Here is a 26,735-nt window from a genome sequence, read left to right on the forward strand (position 1 = left end):
CTTCGATCCTGGACCGTGGGCGCCCCCGGTTATAGCCCCGCGGCCCGCTATGTGGACAACACGCCGTCCGGCGCCCTCACCGGCCCTGGCTGGTAGCCGCCCACCAATAGCGGCCCACGGATAGCGGCCCAGCGCCGCGGCCCGAAGGCGCTGGCTCGGAAGGCGCCGCCGCCCGAAGGCGCTGGGTCAGAAGGCGCTGGCTCAGAAGGCGCTGGGTCAGCCGGGGAAGGACGGGTCGATAGGGCCCTTGAGCTGCGGTGACCAGCCGTTGCCCAGCCGCTGGAAGATCCCCTCGGCGGACTGGCCGTAGAGCTCGGATGTCCCGTTGCCTGCGCTGAGGGCCGTCAGTCCGGGCCACGGTGCCAGCTGCTGCGGCTGCGCCGAGGTCAGGGACAACAGTTCCGGCGAGACGGCATCGCTGCCGGAAGCCTTCATGACCGCGACCGTGGTGTCATCCACCCAGACCCCTTGATCCGGATCCCGGGGAGTCAGGAGAGTCAGGGGCGTGGTCAGATCCCTCGGGGTGCCGTCCGCGTTCCGGATGATCCCGGTGATCTGGACCTTGCTCTTGCCGTTCTGCTCCGAAATGACCAGTGCACGCGTACCGTCCCGGGAAATCCGAAACTCCTTGACGGTCCGGCCGGCGAGCCATCCCGGCGACAGGGTCACGGTGGGCACGCTGGCGTTCTCCGCCACACCGACCGGCCGGTAGGCCACTACCTCGGTGGCGCCGGCAGCACCCGGCCCGGCGGTCCAGACCCAGTCGTAGCGGCCGAACGAAGGCCGGGACAGCGTAGCCCGCGTGGACAGTGCCCTGGCGGGCTGGCCCGGAACGATCGAGTACATCGTGGTGCGGGCGGCGTTGAGGAACGCGGCGGCCTGGGACTCGGTCGACTCCGCCGGGGCCCGTGGTGACAGTGCCGCGACGGACTGGATGTCCGGCAGCGGTGAGAGCCTGTTGTTCTCGTACCGGACCAGGTCATTGTTGCTGACGGCGATCTGGTAAGCGGGGACGCTTTCGTCCCGGACCGGAGGCAGGACCGTGCCGTTGTCCTCGACGCGCACCAGGTCCTGATTGGCACGGAGCTCAACATTGACGACATCCGGCTGGCTGCGGAACGTCAGGGCCAGCTGTGTCTGCATCCGCAGCCGGTCCTCGTTGGAGGCCTCCACCAGGTCCTTGGCGGTGAGATCCACCTGCGCGGCACCGGAGACGACGGGCACAGACTCGCGGGCCAGCTTGATGCCCGAGGGGAACGCGCTGACGACGGCGCCCTTGAGGTAGGGGGCGGGGCCGCCCAGGAGGGCGCTCGTCATCGCCTTGACGGTCTTCTTCCGGATGAACCACCGGACATCGGGTACGGCGTACGTGAATGTGGGGTCGTAGAAGTAGATCGGGTAGGCGCCGTAGATGACCTTGAAGGTCTCTTCCGGAATGGCCGTGCCGTCCGGGAGATCGGAGATTCGCCACTCGCCGTCCACCTGGGTCAGGGTGACGGGGATGTTTTCGGTAGTGCCCTCGGGAAGCTGCGTGGCCACGCCGTCGGCGTCCACCGAATAGGCGACGTCGAGCTGGTAGTTGAAGACGTTTTCGACGCCGGTGGCCACCACAGCGGCCTTCCGGAAGACGAGCGCCCGCTGGTCCGGCTTCCACGCCACCGATGAAGCCTGCGTGAGGTACTGCCGGGCCACGGCGTAGTCGTCCTCGTAGCCGCTGCCGGCGAGGTAGAAGTCCTCGATCACTGCTTCGGGTCCGGCGCCGGGACGGGGCGCGGCCGGGAAGAAGACCGGGGCGTTGGGGTTTCCCGCACTCTCGTCCGTGCTCTTGCCCACCGGCCCCGAGCGCGGAATCTGGGCGCACGAGGTCAACAGGAGCAGGAGGAGAGCCAGCAGCGCAGCCCCCACGCGGGTGAACTTGCCCGAAACCCCGTTCATGCCCTGCCCTCCATGCCGGTTTCCCGGGGGCCGGCCGAGCCGCCGTCCGGGGTTGCCCCGCCGACGGCGCCGCCGCCGTCGCCAGAAAAGTCGCCACTAAATCCCCTGAACCCGTCAGCCATGGTCCCGCGGGCCGCGGCCCCTGGTGTCCCGGCCCCTGGTGTCGCGGCCGGGGTCTCCGCGGACCGTTGCGGGTCCAGCAAGACCATGGTCCGCTGGCGGCCCGTCTCCGGGAGCCCGACGTTGACGGGTTCGAGGTGGAGCGGGGACCTGGTGATCGGCTCATGCCGGCGCAGCGGAAGGGTCAGGCGGAAGTTCGACCCGTGGCCCTTGCTCCCCCAGGCCTGCAGCCAGCCGTCGTGGAGCTTGGTGTCCTCGGCGGCGATGGACAGCCCCAGCCCGCTGCCGCCGGTGGTGCGGGCACGGGCGGGATCGGCGCGCCAGAAGCGGTCGAAGACGCGGGCCGCCTCAGCCGGTGTCATGCCGATTCCGTGATCCCGTACGGCCACGGCCACTGCTGTGTCGCTTGCGGCCACCGAGATGTTCACCGGGCGGCCCTCGCCGTGTTCGAGGGCGTTCAGGATCAGGTTGCGGAGGATTCGGTCGATCCTGCGGTCGTCCATGTCGACAATGACGCTCCCGGCCGGGGCGTTGAGGGTAACGGCGGAGCCGTATTCGGCGGCGACGGGTGCCACTCCCTCAATGACGTGCGCGACGAGCTGCACAATGTCCGTGGGTTCGGCGTCGAGGGTGGCTGCGCCGGCGTCGAAGCGGGAGATTTCCAGCAGGTCCGCCAGGAGCGACTGGAAGCGTTCCACCTGATTGTAGAGCAGCTCCGCGGACCGCTTGTTGATGGGGTCGAAGTCCTCGCGGGCGTCATAGAGGACTTCCGCGGCCATGCGCACGGTGGTGAGCGGCGTGCGGAGCTCGTGGGAGACATCGGAGACGAACCGCTGCTGCATTTGCGAGAGCGTGGCCAGCTGCGTGATTTGTTCCTGAAGGCTTGCGGCCATGTGGTTGAACGAGGCACCAAGCCGGGCGACCTCGTCCTCGCCCTTGACCACCATGCGCTCCTGCAGCTGTCCGGCCGCGAGCTTCTCGGAGACGACGGCAGCATGGCTGACCGGGCTGACCACGTTGCGGGTGACATACCAGGCGACGCCGCCGATCATGAGCACCAGCACGGCACCGCCGGCCAGCAGGACGTTCTGGATCTCGTCCAGCGTCTTCTGCGCCGTGTTGAGGTCATAGATGAGGTAGAGCTCGTAGACGGTGCCGTTGAAGGTCACCTTGTTGCCGACGGCGATGCCGGGCCGGTCTTCGGTCCCCACGGGGAACTGCGTGGACGCCCAGTACTGGTCCTTGCCCGAGTTCTGCACGGCCTTGCGCAGGTCCGGGGGGATGACGCCGATGGTGAGTTGGTCCGAGGCCCGGGATTCAACCCAACGGTTGCGCGGCTTGGTCTGCTCCGGCATTGCCTCGAAGACGTAGCGCCTCTGGATCACGGATCCGCGGCCTTCGACCGCGTTCAGGGTGTCATAGACCAGGGTGATGACGCTGGACTGGTCCGTGACCTGGGCGCCGTCGAACGTGTCCTGGACCTGCTTGACGTTGTAGCGCGTCTCGGATTCGGCCTGGGCGAGCCGTTCCTGGAACAGGTTGTTGGCGATCTGGTTGGACAGGTACGCGCCCACTACCGCGAATGAACCAATGGCCAGCATCAGCGTGGTCAGGACGGTGCGGAACTGCAGCGAACGCCGCCACTTCCGCTGCACGGCCCGGAGCAGGTACCTGATACCGGGCAAGAGACGCTGCATCGCGGTACGGACCAACCGCGCGACCCTGACGCCAACGATCCTCGCGCGTTTTGCCCACAACCGGGTCCGGAAGGCGAGTCCGCGCCGAAGTCCCGGCCCGCTGCCGGCAGGCGGCGTTCCGTGCCCGGGTGGGGTGGACGGCCCTGCGGTTGACGACGCGGATGACTTTGCGGATGATGCCGCGGATGGCTCTGCCGTCGTCGTGTCCGGCGCTGTGTCCGTGTCTATGGCCTGCCGGACACCGCGGTCCGCAGGCTCAGGAACCTGCTTTATAGCCGACACCACGGACCGTCAATACAACTTCGGGAGCTTCGGGGTCACGTTCGATCTTCGACCTCAGCCGCTGGACATGGACGTTGACCAGCCGGGTGTCTGCGGCGTGCCGGTAGCCCCAGACCTGCTCCAGGAGCAGCTCACGGGTGAACACCTGCCACGGCTTGCGGGCCAGGGCGACGAGGAGGTCGAACTCCAGCGGGGTCAAGGAAATCCGGTCATTGCCGCGGCTGACCAGGTGGCCGGCGACGTCGATCGTAACGTCGGCGATCCGCAGGGTTTCCGGAGCCTTCTGGTCACCCGGACGGAGCCGGGCCCGGACCCGGGCGACAAGCTCGGCGGGTTTGAACGGCTTGGGCACGTAATCATCGGCCCCGGACTCGAGGCCGCGGACCACATCCGAGGTATCCGCCTTGGCGGTCAGCATCACGATCGGGACGTCAGACTCGGCACGGACCTGCCGGCAAACCTCAATGCCGTCCATTCCCGGAAGCATGAGGTCGAGCAGGACGAGGTCCGGCTTGGAGGCGCGGAACACGTCCAGCGCCTGTCCGCCGTCCGCGCAGAAGACGGGTTCAAAGCCGTCATTGCGCAGCACAATACCGATCATCTCGGCGAGCGCCTCGTCATCATCCACTACCAGAATGCGTGCCTTCATAGTTATATATTCCCCCATTGAATTGGCTTTGTCGTATCGGGCGGCCCACCGGCATGGCGCAGGCGGGCCTGCCACCGACGCCGGACCCCGCCGATGCACGGGACGCTGTGACAATCGCCGCGTTGTCCTGCATGCTGTGGACAGGCCAAGTGAACCGGCCCGGACCGCAGGAGGAACCCGTGAACACCCCCATCTACGAGCGCGCCCTGGGCAGCGACTTTGCCCGACTACAGCCTGAGCTCCAAGACTACTTCGCCCTGGCACCGGGGTCGGGCCACTACGGCGTCGGCGAAGGGGTGTTCGACGTCGTCGGCTGCCGTCAGGCCTGGCTGCGTCCCCTGCTCCGGCTCACCACCGGCGAGCAGGCCTTCTTTCCCGAGTACGGCGAGGGCATTCGCTTCCGGATCGAGAACCACGCCCACCTGGACCCGTTCGGCAGGTCAAGCCTGACGGCCCGGCGGGAAATCTTCTTCCCCGGTACCACCCGGCTGTTTCAGGACACCACCAGTTTTGATGACTCCGGGTTTGATGACGGCGGGCACACGCCGGGGCTGGTCGACTATGTAGGGCGTTTCCGGCGGCTCGTCACGGACCTCAATCTCAGCGTCACGCCGGAGGGCCGGCTCCGGGGCGTGTCCGAGGCGTCCCGGCTGTTCCTGGGCCCGCTGCGGATTCCGCTGCCGGCCGCCGTCGATGCCAAGGCCTATGCCGAGCAGTGGTGGGAGCCCCAGGACGGCGGGCGGCACCGGATCCAGGTCAAGGTGATCCAGCCCCAGCTCGGCCTGGTACTGGTGTACGCCGGCCATTTCGACTACCGGCTCGAGCCCTACCCCGGTGGAGTTGCGACGCCGGGCTACCTGCCAGCGCACGCCCGTCCGGACGGCTGGGAGAGCAGGATCTGACGGGAGCATCCGGCGGCCCCGGCAGGCCCTGCGGCGCCGGCAGTCCCTTCGGCTGCGCTAGCCGAGGGCCAGCTGGTTGAGGCCGTCCGCCACCTGGGTCAGCCGGGTCAGGACCGCCGTCGCCGCGGCCGGTGAGTGCCCCGCCAGGCCCTCCGACGGCGTGACGCGCAGCGCCCCCAGCGTGGACGCGGGAAGACCCAGCTGCCGCCACGGGCGCCACACGTTTTCCACGACGTCGCCAACCCTGGGCAACCTCGCGGTGGGATCAGACACGTCCAGCGCGCCGGCCCAGAGCCGTTTGCCGGCCTCCACCGCGCCCGCGAGTTGTTCCCACTGGCGCGAGGTCAGGGCCCGGAGCGGCACGGCGATTCCGTCGGCGCCCGCCGCCAGGATCCGCTCGAAGGGCGCCTCGACTTCGGAGACGGCCACGACGGTTTCGACGGCGCCCGCGGCCCGGAGCGCGTCGACGACCAATTGCCAGGACTCGGTGACTTCCCGGCCCGGCACCGAGCGCAAGGTCCGGTAACCGCTGGAGGTGGGAATCGTGCCGGCCAGCACGGAGGCAATCTCCGGTTCGTCGATTTGCACCACGATCCGGGCACCGGGGGCAGCCTCTGCCACCCGTTTGAGATAGCCTTCCACACCCGCTGCCAGCGAAGCCGCAATCTCGCGGCGGGCGCCATAGTCGATCAGGGCCCGTTCCCCGTTGTGCAGGTGCAGGCCGGCGGCAAGGCTGAGCGGCCCGCGCAGCTGGATCTTGATATCCTCCGACGGCACTTCCTCGACCCCGATCACGTCCGCCAGGATGTTTATGTCGGTGGACAGGGCGGATTTCGCCCGCTGCAGGTCCTTGCCGGGACGGTCCACGAACCTCCAGCCATGCGGCTGGACGTCGACGGCCAGCTCCACGAGCAGGGACGCGGTCCGGCCTAAGGCATCTGAGCCGACGCCGCGGTCGGGAAGTTCGGCAAGGAACGGCAGATGCGGGCTGCCCAGTTCTCCGCGGATGATGCGGGCGGCCTCGGCCGGGTCCTCGCCGGGCCACGGGCCCAGGCCCGTCGCGGTCACTTGGCCCGGTGCGGGCGAGTCTGTTCCGGCCATGGCTAGGCGTCTGCGGCGCGGGCCGCGTCCGCGGAGCCGGAGGCCTGGGCGGCCTGATGGTCTTCGGCGATGGCCTCATGGTGGCGGATGACCTCACCGATGATGAAGTTCAGGAATTTCTCCGCGAACGCCGGGTCCAGGTGGGCCTCGGCCGCGAGATGCCGCAGCCGGGCGATCTGCGCCGTTTCGCGGCCCGGGTCCCCTGCGGGAAGCTTGTGCGCGGCCTTGAGGAAGCCGACCTTCTGGGTGGCCTTGAAGCGTTCGGCGAGGAGGAAGACGAGGGTAGCATCGATGTTGTCGATGCTTGAGCGGATCGACAACAGCTCCGCCATTACCGCGGGATCCACGGAACCGGCCAGGGAGCTTGCCGCCGGGTCGTAGGAATCGGTTTCAGGAAGATTGAGGTTCTGCTCGGTCATTGGTCCAGTCTAGGGGCACGGCGGCCAATGCCTCCCGCTGTTAAGCGCCGTTGCAGTCGGCCGCCGGAGACACCAAAATGGGCATGCCCACCGTTCGTTGAAAGGTGGGCATGCCCATTTGGCAGTGGCCCTGCACGAGCCAGGCCCGGCGCTGCATCGGCCCAGACTCGGTCGTGGCAGTTAGCTGTGGAGCACGGCCTTGAACGCCTCGCGGCGCCTGGCCTGTTCGTCGGGATCCGGAACAGGCAGCGAGGCGATGAGTTTCTTCGTGTAGTCGTGCTGCGGGTTGCCCATCACCTGGTTGCCGAGGCCCTGCTCCACCATCTTTCCCTTGTAGAGCACGCCGACCCAGTGGGAGAGCATGTCCACCACGGCGAGGTCGTGGCTGATGAACAGGCACGCGAAGCCGAACTCCTGCTGGATCTCCTTGAACAGCTCCAGCACCACGGCCTGCACGGACACGTCCAGGGCCGACGTCGGCTCATCGGCGATGAGCAGCTTCGGGTTCAGGATGAGCGCCCGCGCCAGCGAGGCGCGCTGGCGCTGCCCGCCGGAGAGTTCGTGCGGGAACCGGTCAGCGTACGACGCCGGCAGCTGCACGGACTCGAGCAGCTCGCCGACCCGCTTGCGCGCCTCAGCCGCGGTCGGTTTGGAGTGGATGATCAGCGGTTCCGCCACGCAGTCGCCGATGGTCAGCTGCGGGTTGAACGAGGCCGCCGGGTCCTGGAACACGAAGCCGATCTCCTTGCGGAGCGGCTTGAAGGTGCGCTCCTTGAACTTCAGCATTTCGTAACCCAGCACGTTCAGGCTGCCCCCCGTGGTCCGATTGAGACCCGCGATCGCCCGGCCGATGGTGGTTTTGCCGGAACCCGACTCCCCCACGAGACCGAAAACTTCGCCTTCAGACACGGTGAAGCTGACGCCGTCGACGGCCTTGAAGGCCGGACTGCCCAGCCGCCCAGGGTACTCGATGGTCAGGTTCTTGGCCTCAACTAGCACTTTGCCGCCCTGGTGGGCGCGTTCCACCATGCCCTCCGACGCGGAGTTGCGGCCCAGGTGCGGCACAGCGGCGAGGAGCTTCTTGGTGTAGTCCTCCTTGGGCTGGGCGAAGAGCACCCGTGAGGATGCCTCCTCCACGACGTCGCCCTGGTACATGACCACGACGCGGTCGGCGAGGTCGGCGACAACGCCCATATTGTGCGTGATCAGCACGATGGACGTTCCGTAGTTGTCGCGCAGGTCCCGCAGCAGTTCAAGGATCTCGGCCTGCACGGTGACGTCCAGGGCAGTCGTCGGCTCGTCCGCCACGATGAGGCCAGGGTTCAGGGCCAGCGCTGCGGCAATCACAACGCGCTGTTTCTGGCCGCCCGAGAACTGGTGCGGGTAGTAGTTGACCCGCGTTTCCGGGTCCGGGATGCCCACTTTGCGGAGGGCTTCAATTGCCCGCGCCTTGGCTTCCTTGGCCGAGACCTTGCTGCGGCCGCCGGTGCCGGCGTGTGCGCGGATTCCTTCGGCGATCTGCCAGCCCACGGTGAAGACCGGGTTAAGGGCGGTGGATGGTTCCTGAAACACCATGGCCACATCGCGGCCCCGGATCTCCCGCAGTTTCGCCTCGCTGACGCTGATGACGTTGTTGCCGTTGATCAGAACCGCGCCCTGGCTGATGGCCGTCTCCGGCAAGAGCCCCAGGATGGTCTTGGCCGTCACAGTCTTGCCGGATCCCGATTCGCCAACGATGGCCACGACCTCGCCGGGGTTGACCTGGAGGCTGACGTCTTTGACGGCGTACACATCCCCGGCATCAGTGGCGAACGTGACCTTGAGGCGGTCGATGTCCAGGACCGGGCCTGCGCCCTGGCCGGGCTTGTCGATGTTGATGGTCATAGAACTCTCGATTCTGCTTCGAGTGCAGCCTGGGCACCGGCGGTGGAGTCAGGTCCGCCCTTGCCTGCCACAGCCTTCTTGCGGCCCCGCAGGCGGGGATCGTTGAGGTCGTTGATGCTCTCACCGACGAGGGTCAGCCCAAGCACGGTCAGGACGATCGCCGTACCGGGGTAAACACCGGTCCACCAGATGCCCGAGGAGGCGTCTGCTATGGCCTTGTTCAGGTCGTAACCCCACTCGGCGGCGGACGTCGGTTCGATGCCGAACCCCAGGAAGCCGAGGCCCGCCAGGGTCAGGATGGCCTCGGACGCATTCAACGTGAAAATCAATGGCAGCGTGCGCGTTGCGTTCTTGAAGATGTGCCGACCCATGATGCGAATGCTTGAGGCACCCACCACCTTGGCTGACTCGACGTACGGCTCCGCCTTTAGCCGTATGGTCTCGGCCCGGATGACGCGGAAGTACTGCGGGACGAACACCACCGAGATGGAGATGGAGCAGGCAACAATGCCTCCCCAGAAACTGGACTGGCCGTGGCTGATGACGATTGACATCACGATGGCCAGCAGCAGGGACGGGAAAGCGTAGATCGCATCGGCGATCACCACGAACACCCGGTCGAGCCAGCCGCCGAAGTACCCGCTGACAAGGCCGAGGGCTACGCCGAGGAAAATCGACATGGCCACGGCGACGATGATGACCACCGCGGCGGTCTGGGCACCCCAGAGCACTCGGGAATAGACGTCATAGCCACCCACCGTGGTGCCCCAGATGTGCGCCGGGCTGGGGGGCTGCTGTGTCGGGAAGGGACCCGCGGCGTCGCTGAGCTGGGCAAACCCGTAGGGCGCGATCCACGGCGCAAACACGGCGACGAGCAGGAAGACGACGGACAGGACCAGGCCGGTGACGAGCATGCCGCGCTGAAGCCCGACGCTCGAGCGGAAATGCGAGATCACCGGCAGCCGGTAGAAGAGGGGCTGCTTGCGCCCGCTTACTTTGGTTGCATTCATGGCTAGTACCTCACTCGCGGGTCGATCAGGGCTGCGACGACGTCCACGATGAAGTTCGTGACGGCAACGATGACCGCCAGCATTACAACGATTCCCTGGACGGCGACGAAGTCGCGGGCGTTCAGGTATTGCACCAGCTGGTAGCCGAGGCCCTTCCACTCGAAGGTGGACTCCGTGAGGACGGCGCCGCCTAGCAGGAGGGCAATCTGGAGCCCCATGACCGTGATGATCGGGATGAGGGCCGGTTTGTAGGCATGCTTGGTCACGAGGCGGTAATTACTAACGCCACGGGACCTGCCGGCCTCGACGTAGTCCTTGCCGAGTGTGCCGATGACGTTGGTGCGGACCAGCCGCAGGAAGACCCCTGCCGTCAGCAGCCCCAGGGTGAGTGCGGGGAGGACTGAATGGGCCGCGACGTCGCCGAACGCGGCCATGTTGCCGCTGCGCAAGGCATCCAGCCAATAGATCCCGGTCGGTGCGGCCAGGCTTCCCATGGCCAGTTCGGTCCTGGTGGAGGCCCGTCCTGCGACGGGCAGCCAGCCGAGCCAGACGGAGAAGGCCAGCTTCATCAGCAGGCCAGCGAAGAATACCGGGGTGGCATAGCAGAGGATGGCGAAGAACCGCAGGACGGCGTCGGGCGCCTTATCGCGCTTGTAGGCGGAGATGAGCCCGAGCGGGATGCCGACCAAGAGCGCCACGATGAGGGCATTGATGGCCAGTTCCAGGGTTGCCGTGCCAAAGGTGATGATCATTTCGACAACGGGCCGGCGGTCGGTGATGGTGGTGCCGAAATTGCCGGTCGCCACCTGGCCAACGTATTCGAGGTACTGCACGAGGATCGGGCGGTCGTAGCCGGCCTCGTGGATGCGCTGCGCGAGCGCCTCCGGGGGAAGCCTGCCGCCCTGGGCTGCGGTGATGGGGTCGCCGATGACCCGCATCAGGAAGAAGACCAAAGTCACCAAAATGAAAATGGTCGGAATGATCAGGAAGAACCGGACCAGGATGTAGGTCCCCAAGCCCCCACCCGAGGATTTTTTCTTGGACGGAAGAAGTCCGTCGGCGTCGTTTAGCGGCGCCTCAGTCAATGTTGTCATTGGTACCTAAGATTGTGCTGTCGCGGCCTTGGGCGGGCCGGCGTGAACTGCGGGGTGCGGCAATGACCAGCAAAGGCGGGGCGCCTTGAGGGCGCCCCGCCTCGCAGGCTGGTCAGGACAGCAAGGATGCAGCCTTACTTGGAAATAGTTCCCAAACGGAACTTGAAGGAGGCATCGAGGGTGGAATCGACACCCTTGACACCGCTGCCGGAAATGGCAACCTGCGCGCCCTGGAGCAACGGAAGCGTGGAGATGTCCTTGGCGAGGGCATTCTGCGCATCCTTGATCGTGGACTCGCGTTCAGTCTTATCAACGGTGGTGAGCTGCTTGCTGATCAGGTCGTTGACGGTCGGGTTGTTGTAGTGGTTCTTCAGGAAGCCGCCCTCCGGGAAGAACGGGGTCAGGTAGTTGTCGGCGTCGCTGAAGTCCGGGAACCAGCCAAACTGGAACAGCGGGTATTCATCGGCGCGGCTGGCCTTGCTGTAGGTGACCCATTCCGTGGACTGCAGGTTGACCTTGAACAAACCGGACTTCTCCAGCTGGTCCTTGATCATGGCGTACTCGTCGCCGGAGGACTTGCCGTAATGGTCCGGGTTGTACTGCAGGTTCATCGAGACGGGGGTCGTCACACCGGCGTCGGCCAGGACCTTCTTGGCCTTGTCCAGACTCGGCTTGCCGGCGTCGCCGTATGCGTCCTTGAACGATTCGTTGGCACCGAGGAAACCGCTGGGAACGTTGGAGTACAGCGGCAGGTACGTGCCCTTGTAGACCTGGTCCGCGATGGACTGGCGGTCAACGAGGTTCGCGATGGCCTGGCGGACGGCGAGCGCCTTGGCCGGATCTGCATCCGGAGCCTTGGCGCCGAACGGCATGGTGTCGTAGTTGAACGTGATGTAGCGGATTTCGCCGCCGGGGCCAACGTTGACCTTGACCTTGGAGTCCTTCTTCAGGTCATCGACGTCGGTGGCGCTCAGACTGCGGTTCGCGACGTCGATGTTCCCCTGCTGGATGTCCAGCTTCATGTTGGTGGGGTCGGCGTAGTACTTGATCGTGGCGGCATCGTTGGCCGGCTTGCCGAGGACTCCCTGGTAGTCAGGGAATGCCTTAAAGCTGACCAGCTCGTTCTTCTTGTACGTGTCGATCACGTACTGGCCGTAGAACGCCTTGGCCTTGACGATCGAGTCGTCGTCAAGCAGTTTGTCGGCCGGGAAGACTTCATCGTCTACGATCGGCGCGGCGGGGCTGCTGAGGATCTGAGCGAAGGTCTGGTCGTTCGCCTGCTTCAGCTTGAAGACCACGGTGTTGGCATCGGGGGCGGTGATGCTTTCGATGTTGGTCAGCAGGCTTGCGGGACCGGCAGGATCGTTGATCTTGGTCTGCCGGTCGAAGGAGAACTTGACGTCCTTGGAGTCGAGCGTGTGGCCGTTGGCCCACTTGAGGCCCGGCTTGAGCTTGACCGTGTACTCGGTCGGCGAGGTGAAGGACGCGGACTCGGCCAGGTCCGGCACGGGATCTGCGCTGCCGGGCTTCGAGTTGAGGAGGAAGGAGTAGATCTGGTTCATCACCATGAACGAACCGTTGTCATACGCGCCCGCCGGATCCAAGGCAGTGACCTTGTCCGTGGTGCCGTAGGCGATCGGACCGCTAGCTGCGGCTGATGACCCGCCAGCGCCGCCGGTCGGCCCGGTGCAGGCCGTCAGTGCAAAGGCGGAAACCCCGGCCAGCGCGATGACGCTCTGCCAGGCCTTTTTGTTCATTGCCATCTGTGAACTTTCTGTTCGATGCGTTCTAGCGCAGCCCGAAGTGAAACGAGTGACTCGTCGGGCGGCACGCTTTGCTGATCCCTAGATTCAACCAGACAATCATTCGGTGAAACGTTGCATTTTGTGAGTTGAGACACAAAATTTACACGATTCGAAGGTTTCTCTCATTTTCTTCAGGATTCCGCCCGGATCTTCGGCAGGGTCCTGCGCATCCGGACGCCTGGACGGCCGAGGCCACACGACAAAGGGCCCCGCCACGTGGCGGGGCCCTTCGCTGGATTCGGTGTGGCGGGCGCCTAAAGCGCTGCCCGCTGCAGCGAGCGCGCGGCATCGATTGTGGCCTGGCCCAGCACGCGGCTGCCCTGGTAGAGCACCACGGTCTGGCCGGGAGCCACGCCGCGCAGCGGCTCGGTGAGGGTGACCACAAGCTCGTCCCCCGCCATGTGGGCGCGGGCCGGGACGGGGTCGCCGTGGGCACGGACCTGGGCGTAGCAGTCGAACTCCTCGCCAGTGGCCACTTCGGCGATGGGCAGCCCCGCCCAGGAGACCTTGATGCCGCGGATTTCGTCGATGGCGAGCAGCGCCTCCGGGCCCACGACCACCTTGTTTTCCTTGGGCCGGATCTCCAGCACGAACCGTGGCTTGCCGTCCGCGGCCGGGGTGCCCAGCTTCAGGCCCCGGCGCTGGCCCACGGTGAACGCGTTGGCGCCCGGGTGCTCGCCGACCTTCGCCCCGGACTCGTCCACGATGTCGCCCGTGGTCATTTCGATCTTCTCGGCGAGCCAGCCGGCGGTGTCGCCGTCGGGGATGAAACAGATGTCGTGGCTGTCGGGCTTGTTCGCCACCGAGAGGCCGCGGCGCTCCGCCTCCGCGCGCACCTCGGCTTTGGACGGCGTCTCCGCGAGCGGGAACATCGAGTGCTTGAGCTGTTCGTGGGTCAGCACGCCCAGCACATAGCTCTGGTCCTTGGCCCAGTCCGCAGCACGGTGCAGCTCGGGGTTGCCGTCGGCGTCGGTGATGACCTTGGCGTAGTGGCCGGTGCAGACGGCATCGAAGCCCAGGGCGATGGCCTTCTCCAGCAGGGCGGCGAACTTGATGCGCTCGTTGCAGCGCATGCACGGATTGGGAGTGCGGCCGGCGGCGTATTCATCGATGAAATCCTGGACCACATCTTCCTTGAACCGCTCGGAAAAGTCCCAGACGTAGTAGGGGATCCCGAGGATATCGCAGGCACGCCAGGCGTCACGGGAGTCCTCGATCGTGCAGCAGCCGCGGCTGCCGGTTCGCAGGGTGCCCGGCATCCGGGACAGCGCGAGGTGGACGCCGACGACGTCGTGCCCCGCCTCGACGGCGCGGGCGGCGGCAACGGCGGAATCAACGCCGCCGCTCATTGCTGCAAGAACTCGCATACTGGCTTTCTATAGGGTTCAGGGTGTCGCAGGCACCGGGCTGTGGCTCGCTGAAAGTCCGGGGAAATAGCACAATGCCTGCGACGCCATTCTATCGCCACGCCGAATCCTCCCCAAAAAGCCTTGACGGGGCCGCTTCCCGCTTCTAGCGTCAGGACTAGCGGTTTTAGAATCGGAAGCGCGCAGACGCGGGAATCGAGCGGACATGGCTGTTGAAAACATCGTGATCGTGGGCGGCGGACTGGCCGGTGCCACCGCAGCCAAGACATTGCGGGGGGAGGGATTCAGCGGCCCGGTGGTGCTGGTGGCCGCCGAGTCCCACCAGCCGTACCTACGCCCGCCGCTGTCCAAGGAGTACCTGCTGGGCAAGGCCGGCGACGACGCCCTGCCGGTGGTGCCCGAAGACTGGTACGACGCGAACGACGTCGACCTCCGGCTCGGCGTCCAGGTCACGGCTCTGGACCCGGCTGCCCGGGCCGTGGTTCTGGACGGCGGCGGGCAGCTGGAGTACGCCTCCCTGCTGCTCGCCACGGGAGCGCGGCCCAGAAGCATCCCCCTGCAAGGCATCGGGCTCGACGGCGTCAGCACGTTCCGGACGGTGGAGGACAGCCGGCGCCTCCACGCCCGCCTCGCCGACGGCGGCCTGAACGTGGTCATGATCGGGTCCGGCTGGATCGGGATGGAACTGGCCGCCGCCGCCAGCACCTACGGAAATTCCGTCACCCTGCTGGGGCTGGAGGAGGTGCCGCTCGGGGCGGCGATCGGCCCGGACCTGGGTGGCTTCTTCCGCGAGCTGCACGAGGCCCACGGCGTGCGGTTCCGACTTCCGGCGGCCGCTGCCGAGATTCAGGGGCGGTCAGGACGGGTCACCGGGGTGGTCACCGACGCAGGCGAGGTCCTGCCCGCCGACGTCGTGGTCATCGCCGTGGGCGTGGTGCCGGAGCTCAGCCTGGCCGAGGCGGCCGGCATCGGGATCCGCAACGGCATACTCACCGACGCGTCGCTGCGGACCTCGATGCCCGGGATCTTCGCCGCCGGCGACGTCGCCAATGCCCTGCACCCGTTCACCGGAGAGCACCACCGCAGCGAGCACTGGTCCAATGCCCTGGGTGGCGGCAAGGTGGCTGCCAAGGCGATGCTCGGCCTCGACGCCGCACTGGACACCATCCCGTACTTCTACACGGACCAGTACGACGTCAGCATGGAGTACTCGGGCTTCCCCACGCTGGTAGGCGGGCCACCGGTCATCCGCGGCTCGCTTGCGGACAAGGAGTTCATTGCCTTCTGGCAGCGGGGCGGCGAGGTGGTGGCCGGAATGAACGTCAACTGGCCCCGCTCCGCCAAGCCGCAGAAAGCGATCAAGGCGCTGATCAGCGCACGCACCCCCGTGAGCCCGGACCTGCTAGCCGATTCCTCGGCACCGCTGGATCAACTCCTGAATTAGCTCCCCGCGGAAGCCTGACGGGCAGATTCACGGGCCACCGTTCCCGCGGTCTGGATGCTGGACTCATGCCCGGCCATGCCGGCCTGGCGGGCCCGCGCGTAGGCGCCCGGCAGTGCGGCGAGCAGGGCATCGACGTCGGCGTCGGTCGAGGAATGCCCCAGCGTGAAACGCTGCGCACCCCTCGCCGTGTCCTCATCCAGGCCCATGGCCAGCAGCACATGTGAGGGCCTCGGAACACCTGCAGTGCAGGCGGAGCCCGTGGAGGATTCGACGCCGGCGAGGTCCAGCAGGAACAGCAGCGAGTCTCCCTCGCAGCCGGGGAACGTGAAATGCGCGTTGCCTGGCAACCTCCCGGGGCCCGGGGCGCCCCGGAGCACGGCTTCGGGGACGGCCTCATGGACGCCGTCGATCAGCCGGTCCCGAAGGGCCGCGATCCTGGCGGCCTCCTCGGGGAGTTTCGCGGCGGCTGCCTCGGCGGCCGCGGCAAAGGCGGCGATCGACGCAGTGTCCAGGGTCCCTGAGCGGACGTCGCGTTCCTGGCCGCCGCCATGCTGGACCGGTGTCAGCTTCACCGCCCGGCCCAGGATGAGTGCGCCGACGCCAACCGGTCCCCCGATCTTGTGCCCGGAGACGGACATCGCGTCCAGGCCCGTCCCGCGGAAGTCAACGGGTATGGAGCCGAAAGCCTGGACAGCGTCGGAGTGGACGGGCACGCCGGCAGCGTGGGCCAGTTCCACAACGCGGGCGACGGGCTGGATGGTGCCGACCTCGTTGTTGGCCCACATGACGGTCACCAGGGCGATCGACGCCGGATCCCGGGACAGCTCGGCCTCGAGCACCGCCAGGTCCACGAGGCCCTCGGCGTCCACCGGGAGCCAACAGACTTCGGCACCTTCATGCCGTTCGAGCCACTCGACGGTGTCCAGCACCGCGTGATGTTCGACGGCGGAACACAGGATGCGGGTACGCGCAGGGTCCTCGGCGCGCCGCGCCCAGTACAGGCCCTTGACTGCAAGGTTGTCCGCCTCGGTCCCGCCGGAGGTAAAGATGACTTCCGAGGGATGGGCACCGGCGGCCGCCGCCAGCACTTCCCTCGCGTCCTCTACGGAGCGCCGGGCACGGCGGCCCGATCCGTGCAGCGAGGAAGGGTTGCCGGTCCGGGCCAGTTCGCGCGTCAGTGCAGCCAGCGCCTCCGGGGCGAGGGTGGTGGTGGCGGCGTGGTCGAGGTATACAGGCACAGCCCAATTCTACCTGCGGTGGCGCCTGCGCCCCCCTCGGCGGCGGTGGGCGAAGACGCCGGGGAAGGGCGCGGGGCTGGTGTACATTCAAGCGGTGAAATCGCCCCTCTACCTTGTGCTGGCCACCTTGTTCTGGTCCGGCAATTACGTCGTCGGACAGGCCGCCGTCGCCTCCATGACGCCGCTGGAGCTGACCTTTTGGCGCTGGAGCCTGGCCGCCGTGCCGCTGCTGCTCCTGGCCCACTTCGTTGAGAAACCGGACTGGCGCGCGGTGCTGCGCCGCTGGCCCGTGCTCCTGGCGCTGAGCGTCCTGGGCATGAGCGGCTACACGCTGCTGCTCTACAGCGCGCTCGGATACACGTCCGCGATCAACGCCTCCCTCATTACGGCGGCCAACCCGGCCCTGATTGTGGTCATGGCGATCGTCCTGCTCGGCGAGAGGACCACCCGATTGGGCTGGCTCGGCATCTGCCTTGGCCTGCTGGGTGTGCTGCTCGTCCTGACCCAGGGTGAGCTGGCACGCGTGTTCAGCCTCTCCATCAATACCGGCGAACTCCTGATGACCGGTGCGATCATCGTCTGGGGCTTCTACACGATCATTGCCCGCCGGCTGAAGGTGCCGGCCATCTCCGCCACGGCCGTACAGGTGGCGATTGCGACCGTGACGCTGGCGCCGCTCGCCCTGGCCATGAACGTCCAGTTTCCCGACACCGTGGGCGAAGGCTGGTCACTGGCGTACATCGCCCTGTTCCCCTCCCTTGGTTCCTACCTCCTCTGGAACCTGGCGCTGAGGAACACGCCGCCGGGGACCGCGGGCAACTACCTCAACCTGATGGTTGTCTTCACGGCGATCATCACCGTGCTGCTGGGGACGCCGCTCACTCCCGTGCAGATCGTCGGCGGCCTAACGGTGATCGGAGGCGTCCTGCTGACCGGGATCAAGGGCCGGCGCAGGCTCGGAGCGCCGGCCGCCTCAACGGCGGGGGCGCGGGGCCGGTAGCCGCGATGCCGGGCGGTCCGGGTCCCACAGGCGGTCCGGCCATGCCGGCAGTACGGCCACGCCAGGCAGCCCTGTCATGCAGGCAGGATGCGGGCACAGCACTGCCCGGGCTGCGCGCTCCCCTGCTCCCTGAGATCTTCGATGGCGAGCGCCTCGATCCGCCCCGGGTCGATCCCCAGGGCCGCGGATGCCCCGCCCAGGTAGGCTCCGTTCATGGCACAGACCACATCTGCATGCCCGGCGGCGAGGCGATGGAACGGGCAATTCATCAGCACCAGTCCCCCGCCGCCGTCGTCCGCCGGGCAGTAGCCCTGCCCCGTCAGGAAGTCAGCGAACGGGCCGGCACCTTCGGGCCCGCCGGCGGTTTCCGCATCCCCCGCCACGATGGCCCCTGCCGGCTCGCGCCCGGGTGCACGGGCTGCCGACTCAGCCGCTGACTGCCCCTTAGCGCGTGCGGCCCGGAGCAGGGCATCCTGCGGCGATCCGCCGTCGCTGGTTGCAGCTTCGATCGCGGAAACCAGCAACTCGCCGGCGAGATCATAGTGGCGGTCGGGGACGGAGGCCTCCACCTCATCCACGGCGGCCCGGTACAGCTTGGCGGGCCGGCCCGAACCGGGGCCTTCCCGCCCTCCGAGCTTGCGGAACTCCACGGCCAGCAGCCCGTCTTTCACCAGCCGGTCCAGATGGAACGAGGCTGTGCTCCGTGCCAGGCCCACCGCCTTGGCGGCGTCGTCCCGGCCGACGGCGTCTGCCGCTGAGGCGACGTAGTCAAACAGCATCCTGCGGCTCTCGTCGCCCAGGGACGCGACCGCCGCAAGCCTGCGGTTCCACGGAAGTTTGGTCATGGAACAAGAATATCTCTAAAAACAAGAATCATTGCTTAATCCTCCTGCAGCGTTCTAAAATCGAATTATCCATTTTTAGAAGGAGCATGCCATGAAAGTTTCCCCAGCCCTCGCCACTGACGCACAGCAGCTCGCGGCGGACCCGCACCGCCAGGCATTTCTCTTGTTGCGGACCGTCTTTACGGTTGCGCCCATCCTGTTCGGTCTGGACAAGTTCACGAATCTGCTGACCGACTGGACCATGTACCTGGCCCCCGTGGTGACCTCGGTAGTCCCGCTGCCGGCCCAGACCATCATGTACATCGTTGGCGTGGTGGAAATCATCGCCGGCGTAATGGTGGCGCTGCGCCCGCGCTTCGGATCGGCACTCGTGGCCGCCTGGCTGCTGGGCATCATCATCAACCTGATCGTCCTCGGCGGCTTCTATGACGTCGCACTGCGTGATTTCGGACTACTCGTGGGCGCCCTGGCACTGAACAGGCTGTCCCCGCGCAAGGCCGCGCAAGGCCGCGCCGGCCACGACGCCTAGCGCCTAGCGCCTAGGCCAAGCCGCTACGCCGGGCCACTACGCGAGAACACAGACGGCCCGCGGAACGACCTCGATGGTCATCGGGAGCGCCCCGATCCGCTCGCCGTCGGCGTAGGCCACGATGTTGCTGGCCGCCAGTTCCACGGTGCGGACCCGGCGAAGCTGCACGGCGGGGTGGCCCACGTGCTTGCCGGCGAACACTTTCGGGAACACGGCCAGCAACCCGGTCCGGGACAACCGGCTGACAATGAACAGGTCCAGGCGGCCGTCATCAAGGACGGCCTCCGGGACGATCCTCATCCCGCCGCCGATCGACTGGCCGTTGGCGACGGAAATCAGCATGGCGTCCTGCTGCCACCTCACGCCGTCGGCCGTCACCGTGTAATTGATGGCCCGGAACGAGGCCAGTTCGCGAAGCATGGCGAGCTGGTAGCGGATCTTGCCGCGCGGCCAACGCCAGTGGTTGGCCCGCTCATTGACGGCGGCATCGAACCCGGCCGAGACCACGCCCGCGAACCAGCGGGAGGTTCCTCCAGCGGTGATCCTGCCGGCGTCGATCATCCGGCCGCCGTCGGCCAAAGACTCCAGCACCCGTTCGCAGGCCGCCGGGAGGTTGTGCAGCGGCAGGCCCAGCGCCCGGGCCGTGTCGTTGCCCGTCCCGGTGGGAATGATGCCCAGCGGAACCCGGCCGCCGTCCCCGGCGCCGGCGCCGGCACGTGCAGCGGCACCGGCAAGCGCATTGAACCCAAGGTGAACCATGCCGTCGCCGCCCACCATCACGAGGGCGTCCACGCCCGACTCCAGCGCGTCCTCAACCGCCTGCGCGAGCCCGGCATAGTTGTCCGCGCACAGCAACAGGACCTCCGCCCCGGCTGCGCGGAAATGCGACGCCGCTTCCTTCCCGGCGTGCCGCGCCCGGCCAAAGGATGCGCGCGGGTTGACGGCGACGGCGATCAGCATGCGCGCAATTATGCCAGCCGCCGGGAACCATCCCGGTACGCGCGCACGTTATTCCCCCAGCCGGTTAAACTGGGCCTGCCGGGCGCCCACGAACGGTCTGGCATTCTCAACGCCGGCACCATCGATGAAAAGGATCTCTGTTTGACGCAGGGCAGCAGCTCGCATTACCAGGTCCTCGGGATCCCCGTGACGGCGACGGAGAAGGACATCAAAGTGGCGTACCGCAAGGCCGCCCGGCTCGCGCACCCGGATCACGGCGGCGATCCCGCAGCCTTCCGGCGTGTCACCCTCGCGTACGAGACACTCATCGACGCAAAGCGCCGCGCGGACTATGACCGCTCCTACGGCAGCGCATATTCCTCAACCGCCGCCGACGACGGCGCCCACTTCGACGCCCCGGCCGCAGGCAGCAGGGCATCCGCCAACGTGCGCCGCCCGAACACGCCGCGGAATACGGCTGCCGACCCGCCCGTCTATGTTCCCCCGTTCGAGCAGTTTGGCGACGGGACGGCGGTGCCGCTGATTCCCGCCGGTGTAGCCCGACAGCAGGTCCACGGCATGCCGCGCAAGCGCGGGATCTTCGGGGCCGAGGCCCGGATCCAACGGGAGATGCGGACTGTGCAGCTCATCAGCAGGCAGATCCTGACCGCCATCCCGTCGGCGCGCCTTGTCAACGGGCTGCAGTCCCCGGCGGACAACAGCCACATCGACCACGCAGTCCTTGCCGGGTACCGGCTCGCAATCATCGGGTCCATGCTGCTGCCGCCGGGCGCCTACGCGTGGAACGGCAGCACGTTGACACACGGCGGACGCTCCGTCGCCCCGCCCCAACTGGCCCACGTCGTGCGCCGGATGCAGGACATTTTTCCCGAGCTCAACGTCACCGGCTGGATTGTCGTCCACAGCACCGACGGCAACCTGCATCAACCGGTCATCGACCGGCACCGCCGCGCACCCGGCGGCCAGGGCAGCGGGTACGGGGAAGGTTCGGGGCTGGTCGAGGTGGTCAACGCCGCGGGCCTGGCCCGCGGCCTCAAGCAGTTCCTCGGCTCGGGACCGGCCCCGAACACCGTCAACGTGCCCGTGTTGGCCCGCCTGCTGCGCGGAATGCACTAGGTTCCGCCGCTGGCCCTCCCCCACGGGGCTCCGGGACGGAGGATCCGCGGCACGGCCGACGCCGGCGGCTCGCTAGGATGGAACGGTGTTCCGCATCCTCTTCCACACCCCCGAAATCCCCGGCAATACCGGAAACGCCATCAGGCTTGCCGCCATCACGGGCGCCGAACTGCACCTGGTGGAGCCCCTGGGCTTTGATTTTTCCGACGCCAAGCTCCGGCGGGCGGGCCTGGACTACCACGACCTCGCCGTCGTGACCGTCCACCCGGACATCGACGCAGCCTGGGCGGCGCTGGAGCCGGAACGGGTATTTGCCTTCACCTCCGACGGCGAGACCACCTACACAGACATCAGATACCGCGCCGGCGACGTCCTGCTGTTTGGTCCTGAATCCGCGGGTTTGCCCGAGGACATCAAGCACAGCCCCCGGGTGACGTCCCGCGTCCGCCTGCCGATGCTGCCCTCCCTCCGGTCGCTGAACCTGGCCAACGCGGCGTCCATCGCCGTCTATGAGGCATGGCGCCAGAACGGGTTCGCTGGGGCCAAGCTGTAGCGGGTCCGCCGCGTACGGCCGGTTGAACCGGCGGCTGCCCCCTAGGGAGCCCGCGGGAAAGAATCCCGCAGATCGCGCCCATCCGGGTTCCGGGCTGCGCCGAATCACTTCTGAAGGCGGGCACACGAAACCGTCGACTCAGCGTTTTGGGAGAAACGGAAGGGAGCGAGGAGAGGCGGGTGAGAACAGTACATCTGTATAGACACCCCGCCCGGGAGGCAGGGGCCGGCCTCCCGCCGCATGCAGCACGCCTTGGCCCTCTTGCGCCGCTGGGCGCCTTATGCTTGGGAGTGATGGATACTCCGAATGCCCCGAACCCCGAGGCCGCAGCACCTGCGGGTACCTCAGCCGACATCAACGGCCGGCTCGGGAGCCTGCTGGAACTGATTGCCCAGGGCGACCAGGCGGCGTTCGCGGAGTTCTACAGCCTCACCTCCAGGCGCGTCTTCGGCATGGCACGCCGGGTCCTGATCGATACCGAACTCAGCGAGGACACCACGCAGGAAGTCTTCCTGCAGGTTTGGCAGAACGCTGCCAAGTTCAATCCCGCGGCCGGCAGCCCGCTCGCCTGGCTCATGACCATCTCGCACCGCCGTGCCGTTGACAAGGTCCGGTCCTCGCAGTCCGCCACGGACCGCGAAGCCAAATACGGGGCCAGCAGCCAGGAGATCGACCACGATTCCGTCTCAGACGAGGTCGGCAGCCGGCTTGAGACCGAGGCCGTGGTCCGGTGCCTGGAGACGCTGACCGATACGCAGCAGGAGTCCGTGCGGCTGGCATACTACGGCGGCCTCACCTACCGGGAAGTGGCCGAGCGGCTGAACGCCGCGGTTCCTACCATCAAGTCCCGCATCCGCGATGGACTGATCCGACTGAAGACCTGCCTGGGGGTGAGCTGAATTGACCGACATGAACCCACATGAGAACGACAACCGCCTCCCGGGCGGCTTCACTGCCGAGATCGCCACCGATCTGGCTTCCGGCCGTGTCGTGGACCTTGCCGAGGTCTACGCCCTCAACGCCGTGGACGACGCCGAACGCGCCGCGATCGAGCAGTTCCTCGCCTCTGCACCGGCCGCAGACCGCGATGCCTTCAATGACCGCGTCCGGCAGGCCAGGGAGACCCTGGCCACCAGCTTCACGGCCGAGGAAGAGCCTCCGCCCGGGCTGCTGGACCGGATTATGGCCTCCCTGCCGGCGCCGGCGGCCCAGCCGTCCCCCGCGGCAACGCCCCTGCCCGGCACGGGTCCGCAAACGACACCTGTGATGCCACATCCGGTCCGCGAGAGCTCGGGAATGGCCGGCGCTGACGAGCTCGGCGTGGCCCGCAAGCGCAGGGAAGAACGCCGCCGTCCGCAGGGCATGCGGAACTGGCTTGTCGGCGTCGCCGCTGCAGCCGTGATCGCCCTGGGCGGCGTCGGCGTGGGCGCGTATGTGGCAAACCAGAATGATCCGCTGAACCAGGTAATGCAGGCCAGCGACGTCCGGCAGGCCACTGTCGACGTCAACGGCGGCGGCACGGCCACCGTGTCGATTTCCCCGTCCAAGGACGCCGCCGTCGTCAAAATGAACGGCGTCCCGGCTCCGCCCGCGGGCAAGGTGTACCAGATGTGGCTGATCCCGAAGGACGGCTCGGCCCCGGTGTCGCAGGGGCTCATGGACGCTGAAGCTTTGTCCAAGCCCGCGGTGGTCAAGGGCATCGGCTCCGCCGCCGCCCTGGGCATCACCGTGGAACCCGAAGGCGGATCCGCGACACCAACCCTGCCGACCGTCGCCGCGGCGCCGCTGAACGCTTAGCCACCGCAGGACCCAGCCATGCGCGGTTCACACAGGCCGCCCGGACGCAGAAAGCCGCCCGGGCCTTGGCTCCTTCCGAGGAAGGACTCAAGGCCCGGGCGGCTTCTGCGTTGGCGCGCTAACTGCTTGTCCGGCTGACTTCGTGACCCGGCTAAATGACCAGCGAGAGCAGCATGACCAGGCCGAAGCTCACCACGGAGATCAGCGTTTCCATGACCGACCAGGTCTTGAACGTCTGGCCCACCGTGAGTCCGAACAGCTCCTTGACGAGCCAGAATCCGGCGTCGTTCACGTGCGAGAAGAACAGCGAGCCGGCGCCGATCGCGAGGGCCAGCAGGGCGGCGTGCGTCGGCGTCAGCGAACTGGCGAGCGGTGCCACGATGCCGGCGGCCGTCACGGTCGCGACGGTCGCGGAGCCTGTCGCCAGCCGCAGGGCAACGGCCACGATGAAGCCGAGCAGCAGGACGGACATGTTGGTCCCCTCGGCCCAGGCCTTCACGGAGTCACCCACGCCGGCGCCAATCAGCGTCTGCTTGAAGCCGCCGCCGGCGCCGACGATCAGGATGATCCCCGCGATCGGGCCCAGGCTGGCAGCAATCTTGCTCGTAATCTTGGCGCCGTTAAGGCCCACGGCGTAGCCAAAGGTCACCATGGCCAGCAGGACGGCCAGGGTCATCGCCACCAGCGGCTGCCCGACGAAGTCGAAGAACATCCGGATGGCCGGGGCGGTCTTGGGGTCGGGCCAGATGATGTCCACGACAGCCCTGAGCAGCATGAGCACCACCGGGAAGAGGATGGTCGACAGCGTCACGATAAAGCTCGGCGGGCGCTTGACGCCCTCAGTGTCCGCGCCGTGCACGGTGTCGACGCCGCCGGCGACGGCGGGGGCGCCCACGGGCACCCACCGGGCTGCCAGGCGGGAGAAGAGCGGGCCGCAGATGATCACCGTGGGGATGGCGACAAGGATGCCGAGGGCCAGGGTGGTGCCCAGTTCCGCCTTGACGGCGCTGATCGCGATGAGCGGGCCCGGGTGCGGCGGCACCAGGCCGTGCAGCACGGACAGGCCGGCCAGCGCCGGGATTGCGATGCGCATCAGCGGCATCTTCGAGCGCTGCGTGACCAGGACGATCACCGGCAGCAGCAGGACGAGCCCGATCTCGAAGAACATCGGCAGGCCGATGATCACGGCGACGAGCGTGATGGACCAGACCAGCTTGTTTCCGGTGGCCTTGGCCAGAAGGGTGTCGACCACCCGGTTGGCGCCGCCGGAGTCGGCGAGCAGCTTGCCCAGCATCGCGCCGAGCGCGACCAGCAGGCCCACTTCCTTCAGGACGCCGCCCACACCGTCTTCGAAGTTGATGATCACCTTGGCCGGTTCCACGCCGGCGGCAAGGCCGACGAATCCGGACCCCAGAATCAGGGCCAGGAAGGGGTGGAACTTGAATTTGGCGATCAGCACCACGAGCAGGGCGATGCCCAGGCCCGCGATGATGAGTAATTGGGTGTTGATGCCGGACCCGGCCTCAACGGCAGCCGGAAGCTGCGTTGCTATCAGTGATTTCGCAAAAAATTCCTTGGTGGCGGCGGAACGCGGGAAGGCTCAGGGCCTGGCGTCGGCAGCGTCGAGATTAAGTCGGGTGATGATTTCCTGCGCTTCTTCCGCCGGCGTTGCGGAGACGGACAGGGAAATGAAGTTTTCGTCCGCTGTGGGCGCTTCGAGCGCGTCGAACTGGGACTCCAGCAGGGCCGGGGGCATGAAGTGCCCGTGACGGGAGGCCAGCCGGTCGGAGATCTTGTCCCGTGATCCCTCGAGGAACACGAAGACCACCCCTTCGCCGCGCAGAATGTCCCGGTAGCGCTTCTTCAGCGCCGAACAGGTTACGACGCCGGGATTCCCGGCTTCGGTGCGGGACCGGATCCAGTCGGCAATGCTTTCGAGCCAGGGCCACCGGTCCTCGTCGGTCAGCGGCTGTCCTGCGTGCATCTTTGCCACGTTTGATTCGGGGTGGAGGTCGTCGCCCTCGGCAAGGTCCCAGCCCAGCCTGCCGGCCAGGAGTCCCGCGACAGTTGATTTGCCGGATCCGGAGACGCCCATGATCACAAGAACGGGGTGTTGCGCAGTCTTCGCCATCAAAGTCTGCCTTCCATCAATTAAATATGATTTAAACAGAGGCCAGCTTATGGCAGAGGTTGTGCTGCGGCAACACTAGAAGCCGGCGATGGTCCCCTGGCCGTTGACTGTTACGACATGGAAGGCCTCGGCACTGCGTCCGGCGGGAAGTCCGGCGCGGGCCCCGGTGCCGAGCATGAGGCCGCGGACCGTGCGCTCCATGGCGTCGACGTCGGGATGCTGGCTGACGTGGATGTGGATGGCGGCAAGCTTGCTGTCCACGTGCCCGGTGACGTCCACGAAGTGGTTCTCGCGCTCTTCCGGCCCGGCGAAGAGCCACAACCAGGGCAATTTGTAGGCCTCCAGACCGGACTCGGCCAGTTCCGGGTACGCGAACGGGTTTTCCAGCGCGGGATACACGGCACGGGTCACGGCCTCCCCCACGGCCAGGTGATCCGGGTGGCTCTTCTGGATCCTGTTCCAGTTCCGTTCCGGATGCATGGACACCACGACGTCGGGCCGGAGCTGCCGGATCAGGCGCACCACCTCGCGCGTCACCTCATGCGAGGGTTCGAGGTAGCCGTCACGCTGGTGCAGGTAGTGGATGTCCGTGACGCCGACCAGCGCGGCGGCGCGCTGCTGCTCCGCAACGCGCAGCCGCACGATTTCTTCGCGCTGCGCGGGATCAAAGCCGCCGGCGTCGCCGTCGGTCATGATGCAGTAGCTCACCTGGACTCCTGCGGCGGTCCATGCGGCCACTGTGCCGGCGGCGCCGAAATCGATGTCGTCGGGGTGGGCGGTGAAACAAAGCACCCGCTCGATCCGGGAGGTCTCCGGGTCGAACGGGCTTTGCGCCGGAACGGCGTTGGTGCTCACGC

Annotated in this window: 24 protein-coding genes; 8 read left to right on the plus strand and 16 right to left on the minus strand. The window is 67.1% G+C overall.

Going from position 1 to position 26,735, the window contains the following annotated elements; all coding sequences use genetic code 11:
- Positions 1-216 precede the first annotated feature (216 nt).
- The 3 genes from AC1D2F_RS06185 to mtrA form a co-directional block, all read right to left on the minus strand.
- Positions 217-1,935, minus strand: a complete 1,719-nt coding sequence (locus AC1D2F_RS06185) for an LpqB family beta-propeller domain-containing protein (protein WP_229993171.1) — start codon at positions 1,933-1,935, stop codon at positions 217-219.
- On the minus strand, positions 1,932-3,812 hold the full coding sequence (mtrB, locus tag AC1D2F_RS06190; RefSeq protein ID WP_229993172.1) for an MtrAB system histidine kinase MtrB: 1,881 nt from the start codon (positions 3,810-3,812) through the stop codon (positions 1,932-1,934). The genes AC1D2F_RS06185 and mtrB overlap by 4 nt, the downstream gene beginning before the upstream one ends.
- Positions 3,813-4,008: 196 nt before the next feature.
- A complete protein-coding gene (mtrA, locus tag AC1D2F_RS06195) occupies positions 4,009-4,683 on the minus strand; it encodes an MtrAB system response regulator MtrA (RefSeq protein WP_090583650.1) in 675 nt (224 codons plus the stop codon).
- 179 nt (positions 4,684-4,862) lie between these two features.
- Between mtrA and AC1D2F_RS06200 the strand changes: the two genes are divergently transcribed.
- Positions 4,863-5,585, plus strand: a complete 723-nt coding sequence (locus AC1D2F_RS06200; RefSeq protein ID WP_229993173.1) for a DUF4166 domain-containing protein — start codon at positions 4,863-4,865, stop codon at positions 5,583-5,585.
- Between the two features lie 57 nt (positions 5,586-5,642).
- Here the strand turns inward: AC1D2F_RS06200 and AC1D2F_RS06205 are convergent, their stop codons facing one another.
- The 7 genes from AC1D2F_RS06205 to mnmA form a co-directional block, all read right to left on the minus strand.
- On the minus strand, positions 5,643-6,686 hold the full coding sequence (locus tag AC1D2F_RS06205) for a uroporphyrinogen decarboxylase/cobalamine-independent methonine synthase family protein (RefSeq protein WP_229993174.1): 1,044 nt from the start codon (positions 6,684-6,686) through the stop codon (positions 5,643-5,645).
- Positions 6,687-6,688: 2 nt separating this feature from the next.
- Positions 6,689-7,105: a chorismate mutase gene (locus AC1D2F_RS06210; protein ID WP_229993175.1), complete on the minus strand. Its 417-nt coding sequence runs from the start codon at positions 7,103-7,105 to the stop codon at positions 6,689-6,691.
- Between the two features lie 180 nt (positions 7,106-7,285).
- Complete coding sequence (locus AC1D2F_RS06215) at positions 7,286-8,989, minus strand: ABC transporter ATP-binding protein (protein ID WP_476966402.1); 1,704 nt, start codon at positions 8,987-8,989, stop codon at positions 7,286-7,288.
- The gene (locus tag AC1D2F_RS06220; protein ID WP_229993177.1) at positions 8,986-9,999 is read right to left on the minus strand and encodes an ABC transporter permease; all 1,014 of its coding nucleotides are present in this window, start codon (positions 9,997-9,999) and stop codon (positions 8,986-8,988) included. Before AC1D2F_RS06220 ends, AC1D2F_RS06215 begins: the two co-directional genes overlap by 4 nt.
- 2 nt (positions 10,000-10,001) lie before the next feature.
- Positions 10,002-11,093, minus strand: coding sequence for an ABC transporter permease (locus AC1D2F_RS06225; RefSeq protein ID WP_229993178.1), 1,092 nt, complete (start codon positions 11,091-11,093; stop codon positions 10,002-10,004).
- Between the two features lie 134 nt (positions 11,094-11,227).
- Positions 11,228-12,856 carry an ABC transporter substrate-binding protein gene (locus AC1D2F_RS06230; protein ID WP_229993179.1) on the minus strand — a complete coding sequence of 543 codons (1,629 nt, stop codon included), beginning with the start codon at positions 12,854-12,856 and terminating at the stop codon, positions 11,228-11,230.
- A gap of 296 nt (positions 12,857-13,152) precedes the next feature.
- Positions 13,153-14,265, minus strand: a complete 1,113-nt coding sequence (gene mnmA / locus AC1D2F_RS06235; RefSeq protein ID WP_081801692.1) for a tRNA 2-thiouridine(34) synthase MnmA — start codon at positions 14,263-14,265, stop codon at positions 13,153-13,155.
- 205 nt (positions 14,266-14,470) lie between these two features.
- On the opposite strand from mnmA, the gene AC1D2F_RS06240 reads away from it, so the two are divergent.
- A complete protein-coding gene (locus tag AC1D2F_RS06240; RefSeq protein ID WP_229993180.1) occupies positions 14,471-15,709 on the plus strand; it encodes an NAD(P)/FAD-dependent oxidoreductase in 1,239 nt (412 codons plus the stop codon).
- On the opposite strand, the gene AC1D2F_RS06245 is transcribed toward AC1D2F_RS06240, so the two are convergent.
- The gene (locus AC1D2F_RS06245) at positions 15,706-16,947 is read right to left on the minus strand and encodes a cysteine desulfurase family protein (protein WP_229993181.1); all 1,242 of its coding nucleotides are present in this window, start codon (positions 16,945-16,947) and stop codon (positions 15,706-15,708) included. The two genes, AC1D2F_RS06240 and AC1D2F_RS06245, sit on opposite strands and share 4 nt — an antisense overlap.
- Before the next feature lie 94 nt (positions 16,948-17,041).
- On the opposite strand from AC1D2F_RS06245, the gene AC1D2F_RS06250 reads away from it, so the two are divergent.
- Positions 17,042-17,947, plus strand: a complete 906-nt coding sequence (locus AC1D2F_RS06250) for a DMT family transporter (protein WP_476966403.1) — start codon at positions 17,042-17,044, stop codon at positions 17,945-17,947.
- A gap of 74 nt (positions 17,948-18,021) precedes the next feature.
- Here the strand turns inward: AC1D2F_RS06250 and AC1D2F_RS06255 are convergent, their stop codons facing one another.
- Positions 18,022-18,792: a helix-turn-helix transcriptional regulator gene (locus tag AC1D2F_RS06255; protein WP_229993183.1), complete on the minus strand. Its 771-nt coding sequence runs from the start codon at positions 18,790-18,792 to the stop codon at positions 18,022-18,024.
- Positions 18,793-18,883: 91 nt separating this feature from the next.
- Between AC1D2F_RS06255 and AC1D2F_RS06260 the strand changes: the two genes are divergently transcribed.
- Complete coding sequence (locus tag AC1D2F_RS06260) at positions 18,884-19,321, plus strand: Sec62 family protein translocation protein (protein WP_229993184.1); 438 nt, start codon at positions 18,884-18,886, stop codon at positions 19,319-19,321.
- 36 nt (positions 19,322-19,357) lie between these two features.
- Here AC1D2F_RS06260 and AC1D2F_RS06265 read toward each other — a convergent pair whose 3' ends face one another.
- On the minus strand, positions 19,358-20,281 hold the full coding sequence (locus AC1D2F_RS06265; protein ID WP_476966404.1) for a diacylglycerol/lipid kinase family protein: 924 nt from the start codon (positions 20,279-20,281) through the stop codon (positions 19,358-19,360).
- A 141-nt stretch (positions 20,282-20,422) separates the two neighbouring features.
- Here AC1D2F_RS06265 and AC1D2F_RS06270 point away from each other — a divergent pair, with 141 nt between their 5' ends.
- The 4 genes from AC1D2F_RS06270 (at position 20,423) to AC1D2F_RS06285 (ending at position 23,747) form a co-directional block, all read left to right on the plus strand.
- On the plus strand, positions 20,423-21,397 hold the full coding sequence (locus AC1D2F_RS06270) for a J domain-containing protein (RefSeq protein WP_364745812.1): 975 nt from the start codon (positions 20,423-20,425) through the stop codon (positions 21,395-21,397).
- An 85-nt stretch (positions 21,398-21,482) separates the two neighbouring features.
- Positions 21,483-21,950 (plus strand): tRNA (cytidine(34)-2'-O)-methyltransferase, encoded by a 468-nt coding sequence (locus tag AC1D2F_RS06275; protein ID WP_476966405.1) that lies wholly within the window; start codon positions 21,483-21,485, stop codon positions 21,948-21,950.
- 293 nt (positions 21,951-22,243) lie between these two features.
- On the plus strand, positions 22,244-22,849 hold the full coding sequence (sigK, locus tag AC1D2F_RS06280; protein ID WP_476966406.1) for an ECF RNA polymerase sigma factor SigK: 606 nt from the start codon (positions 22,244-22,246) through the stop codon (positions 22,847-22,849).
- Positions 22,850-22,859: 10 nt separating this feature from the next.
- On the plus strand, positions 22,860-23,747 hold the full coding sequence (locus AC1D2F_RS06285; protein ID WP_476966407.1) for an anti-sigma factor: 888 nt from the start codon (positions 22,860-22,862) through the stop codon (positions 23,745-23,747).
- A 151-nt stretch (positions 23,748-23,898) separates the two neighbouring features.
- Here the strand turns inward: AC1D2F_RS06285 and AC1D2F_RS06290 are convergent, their stop codons facing one another.
- From AC1D2F_RS06290 to AC1D2F_RS06300, 3 genes are all read right to left on the minus strand, one after another.
- Entirely contained in the window at positions 23,899-25,302 is a 1,404-nt protein-coding gene (locus AC1D2F_RS06290; protein ID WP_229993194.1) for a GntT/GntP/DsdX family permease, read from the minus strand.
- Between the two features lie 45 nt (positions 25,303-25,347).
- A complete protein-coding gene (locus tag AC1D2F_RS06295; RefSeq protein ID WP_229993190.1) occupies positions 25,348-25,878 on the minus strand; it encodes a gluconokinase in 531 nt (176 codons plus the stop codon).
- Positions 25,879-25,953: 75 nt separating this feature from the next.
- Positions 25,954-26,733, minus strand: a complete 780-nt coding sequence (locus AC1D2F_RS06300; protein ID WP_476966408.1) for a PIG-L deacetylase family protein — start codon at positions 26,731-26,733, stop codon at positions 25,954-25,956.
- Positions 26,734-26,735 lie beyond the last annotated feature (2 nt).

It is taken from the genome of Arthrobacter sp. P1_B3 (assembly GCF_056406615.1).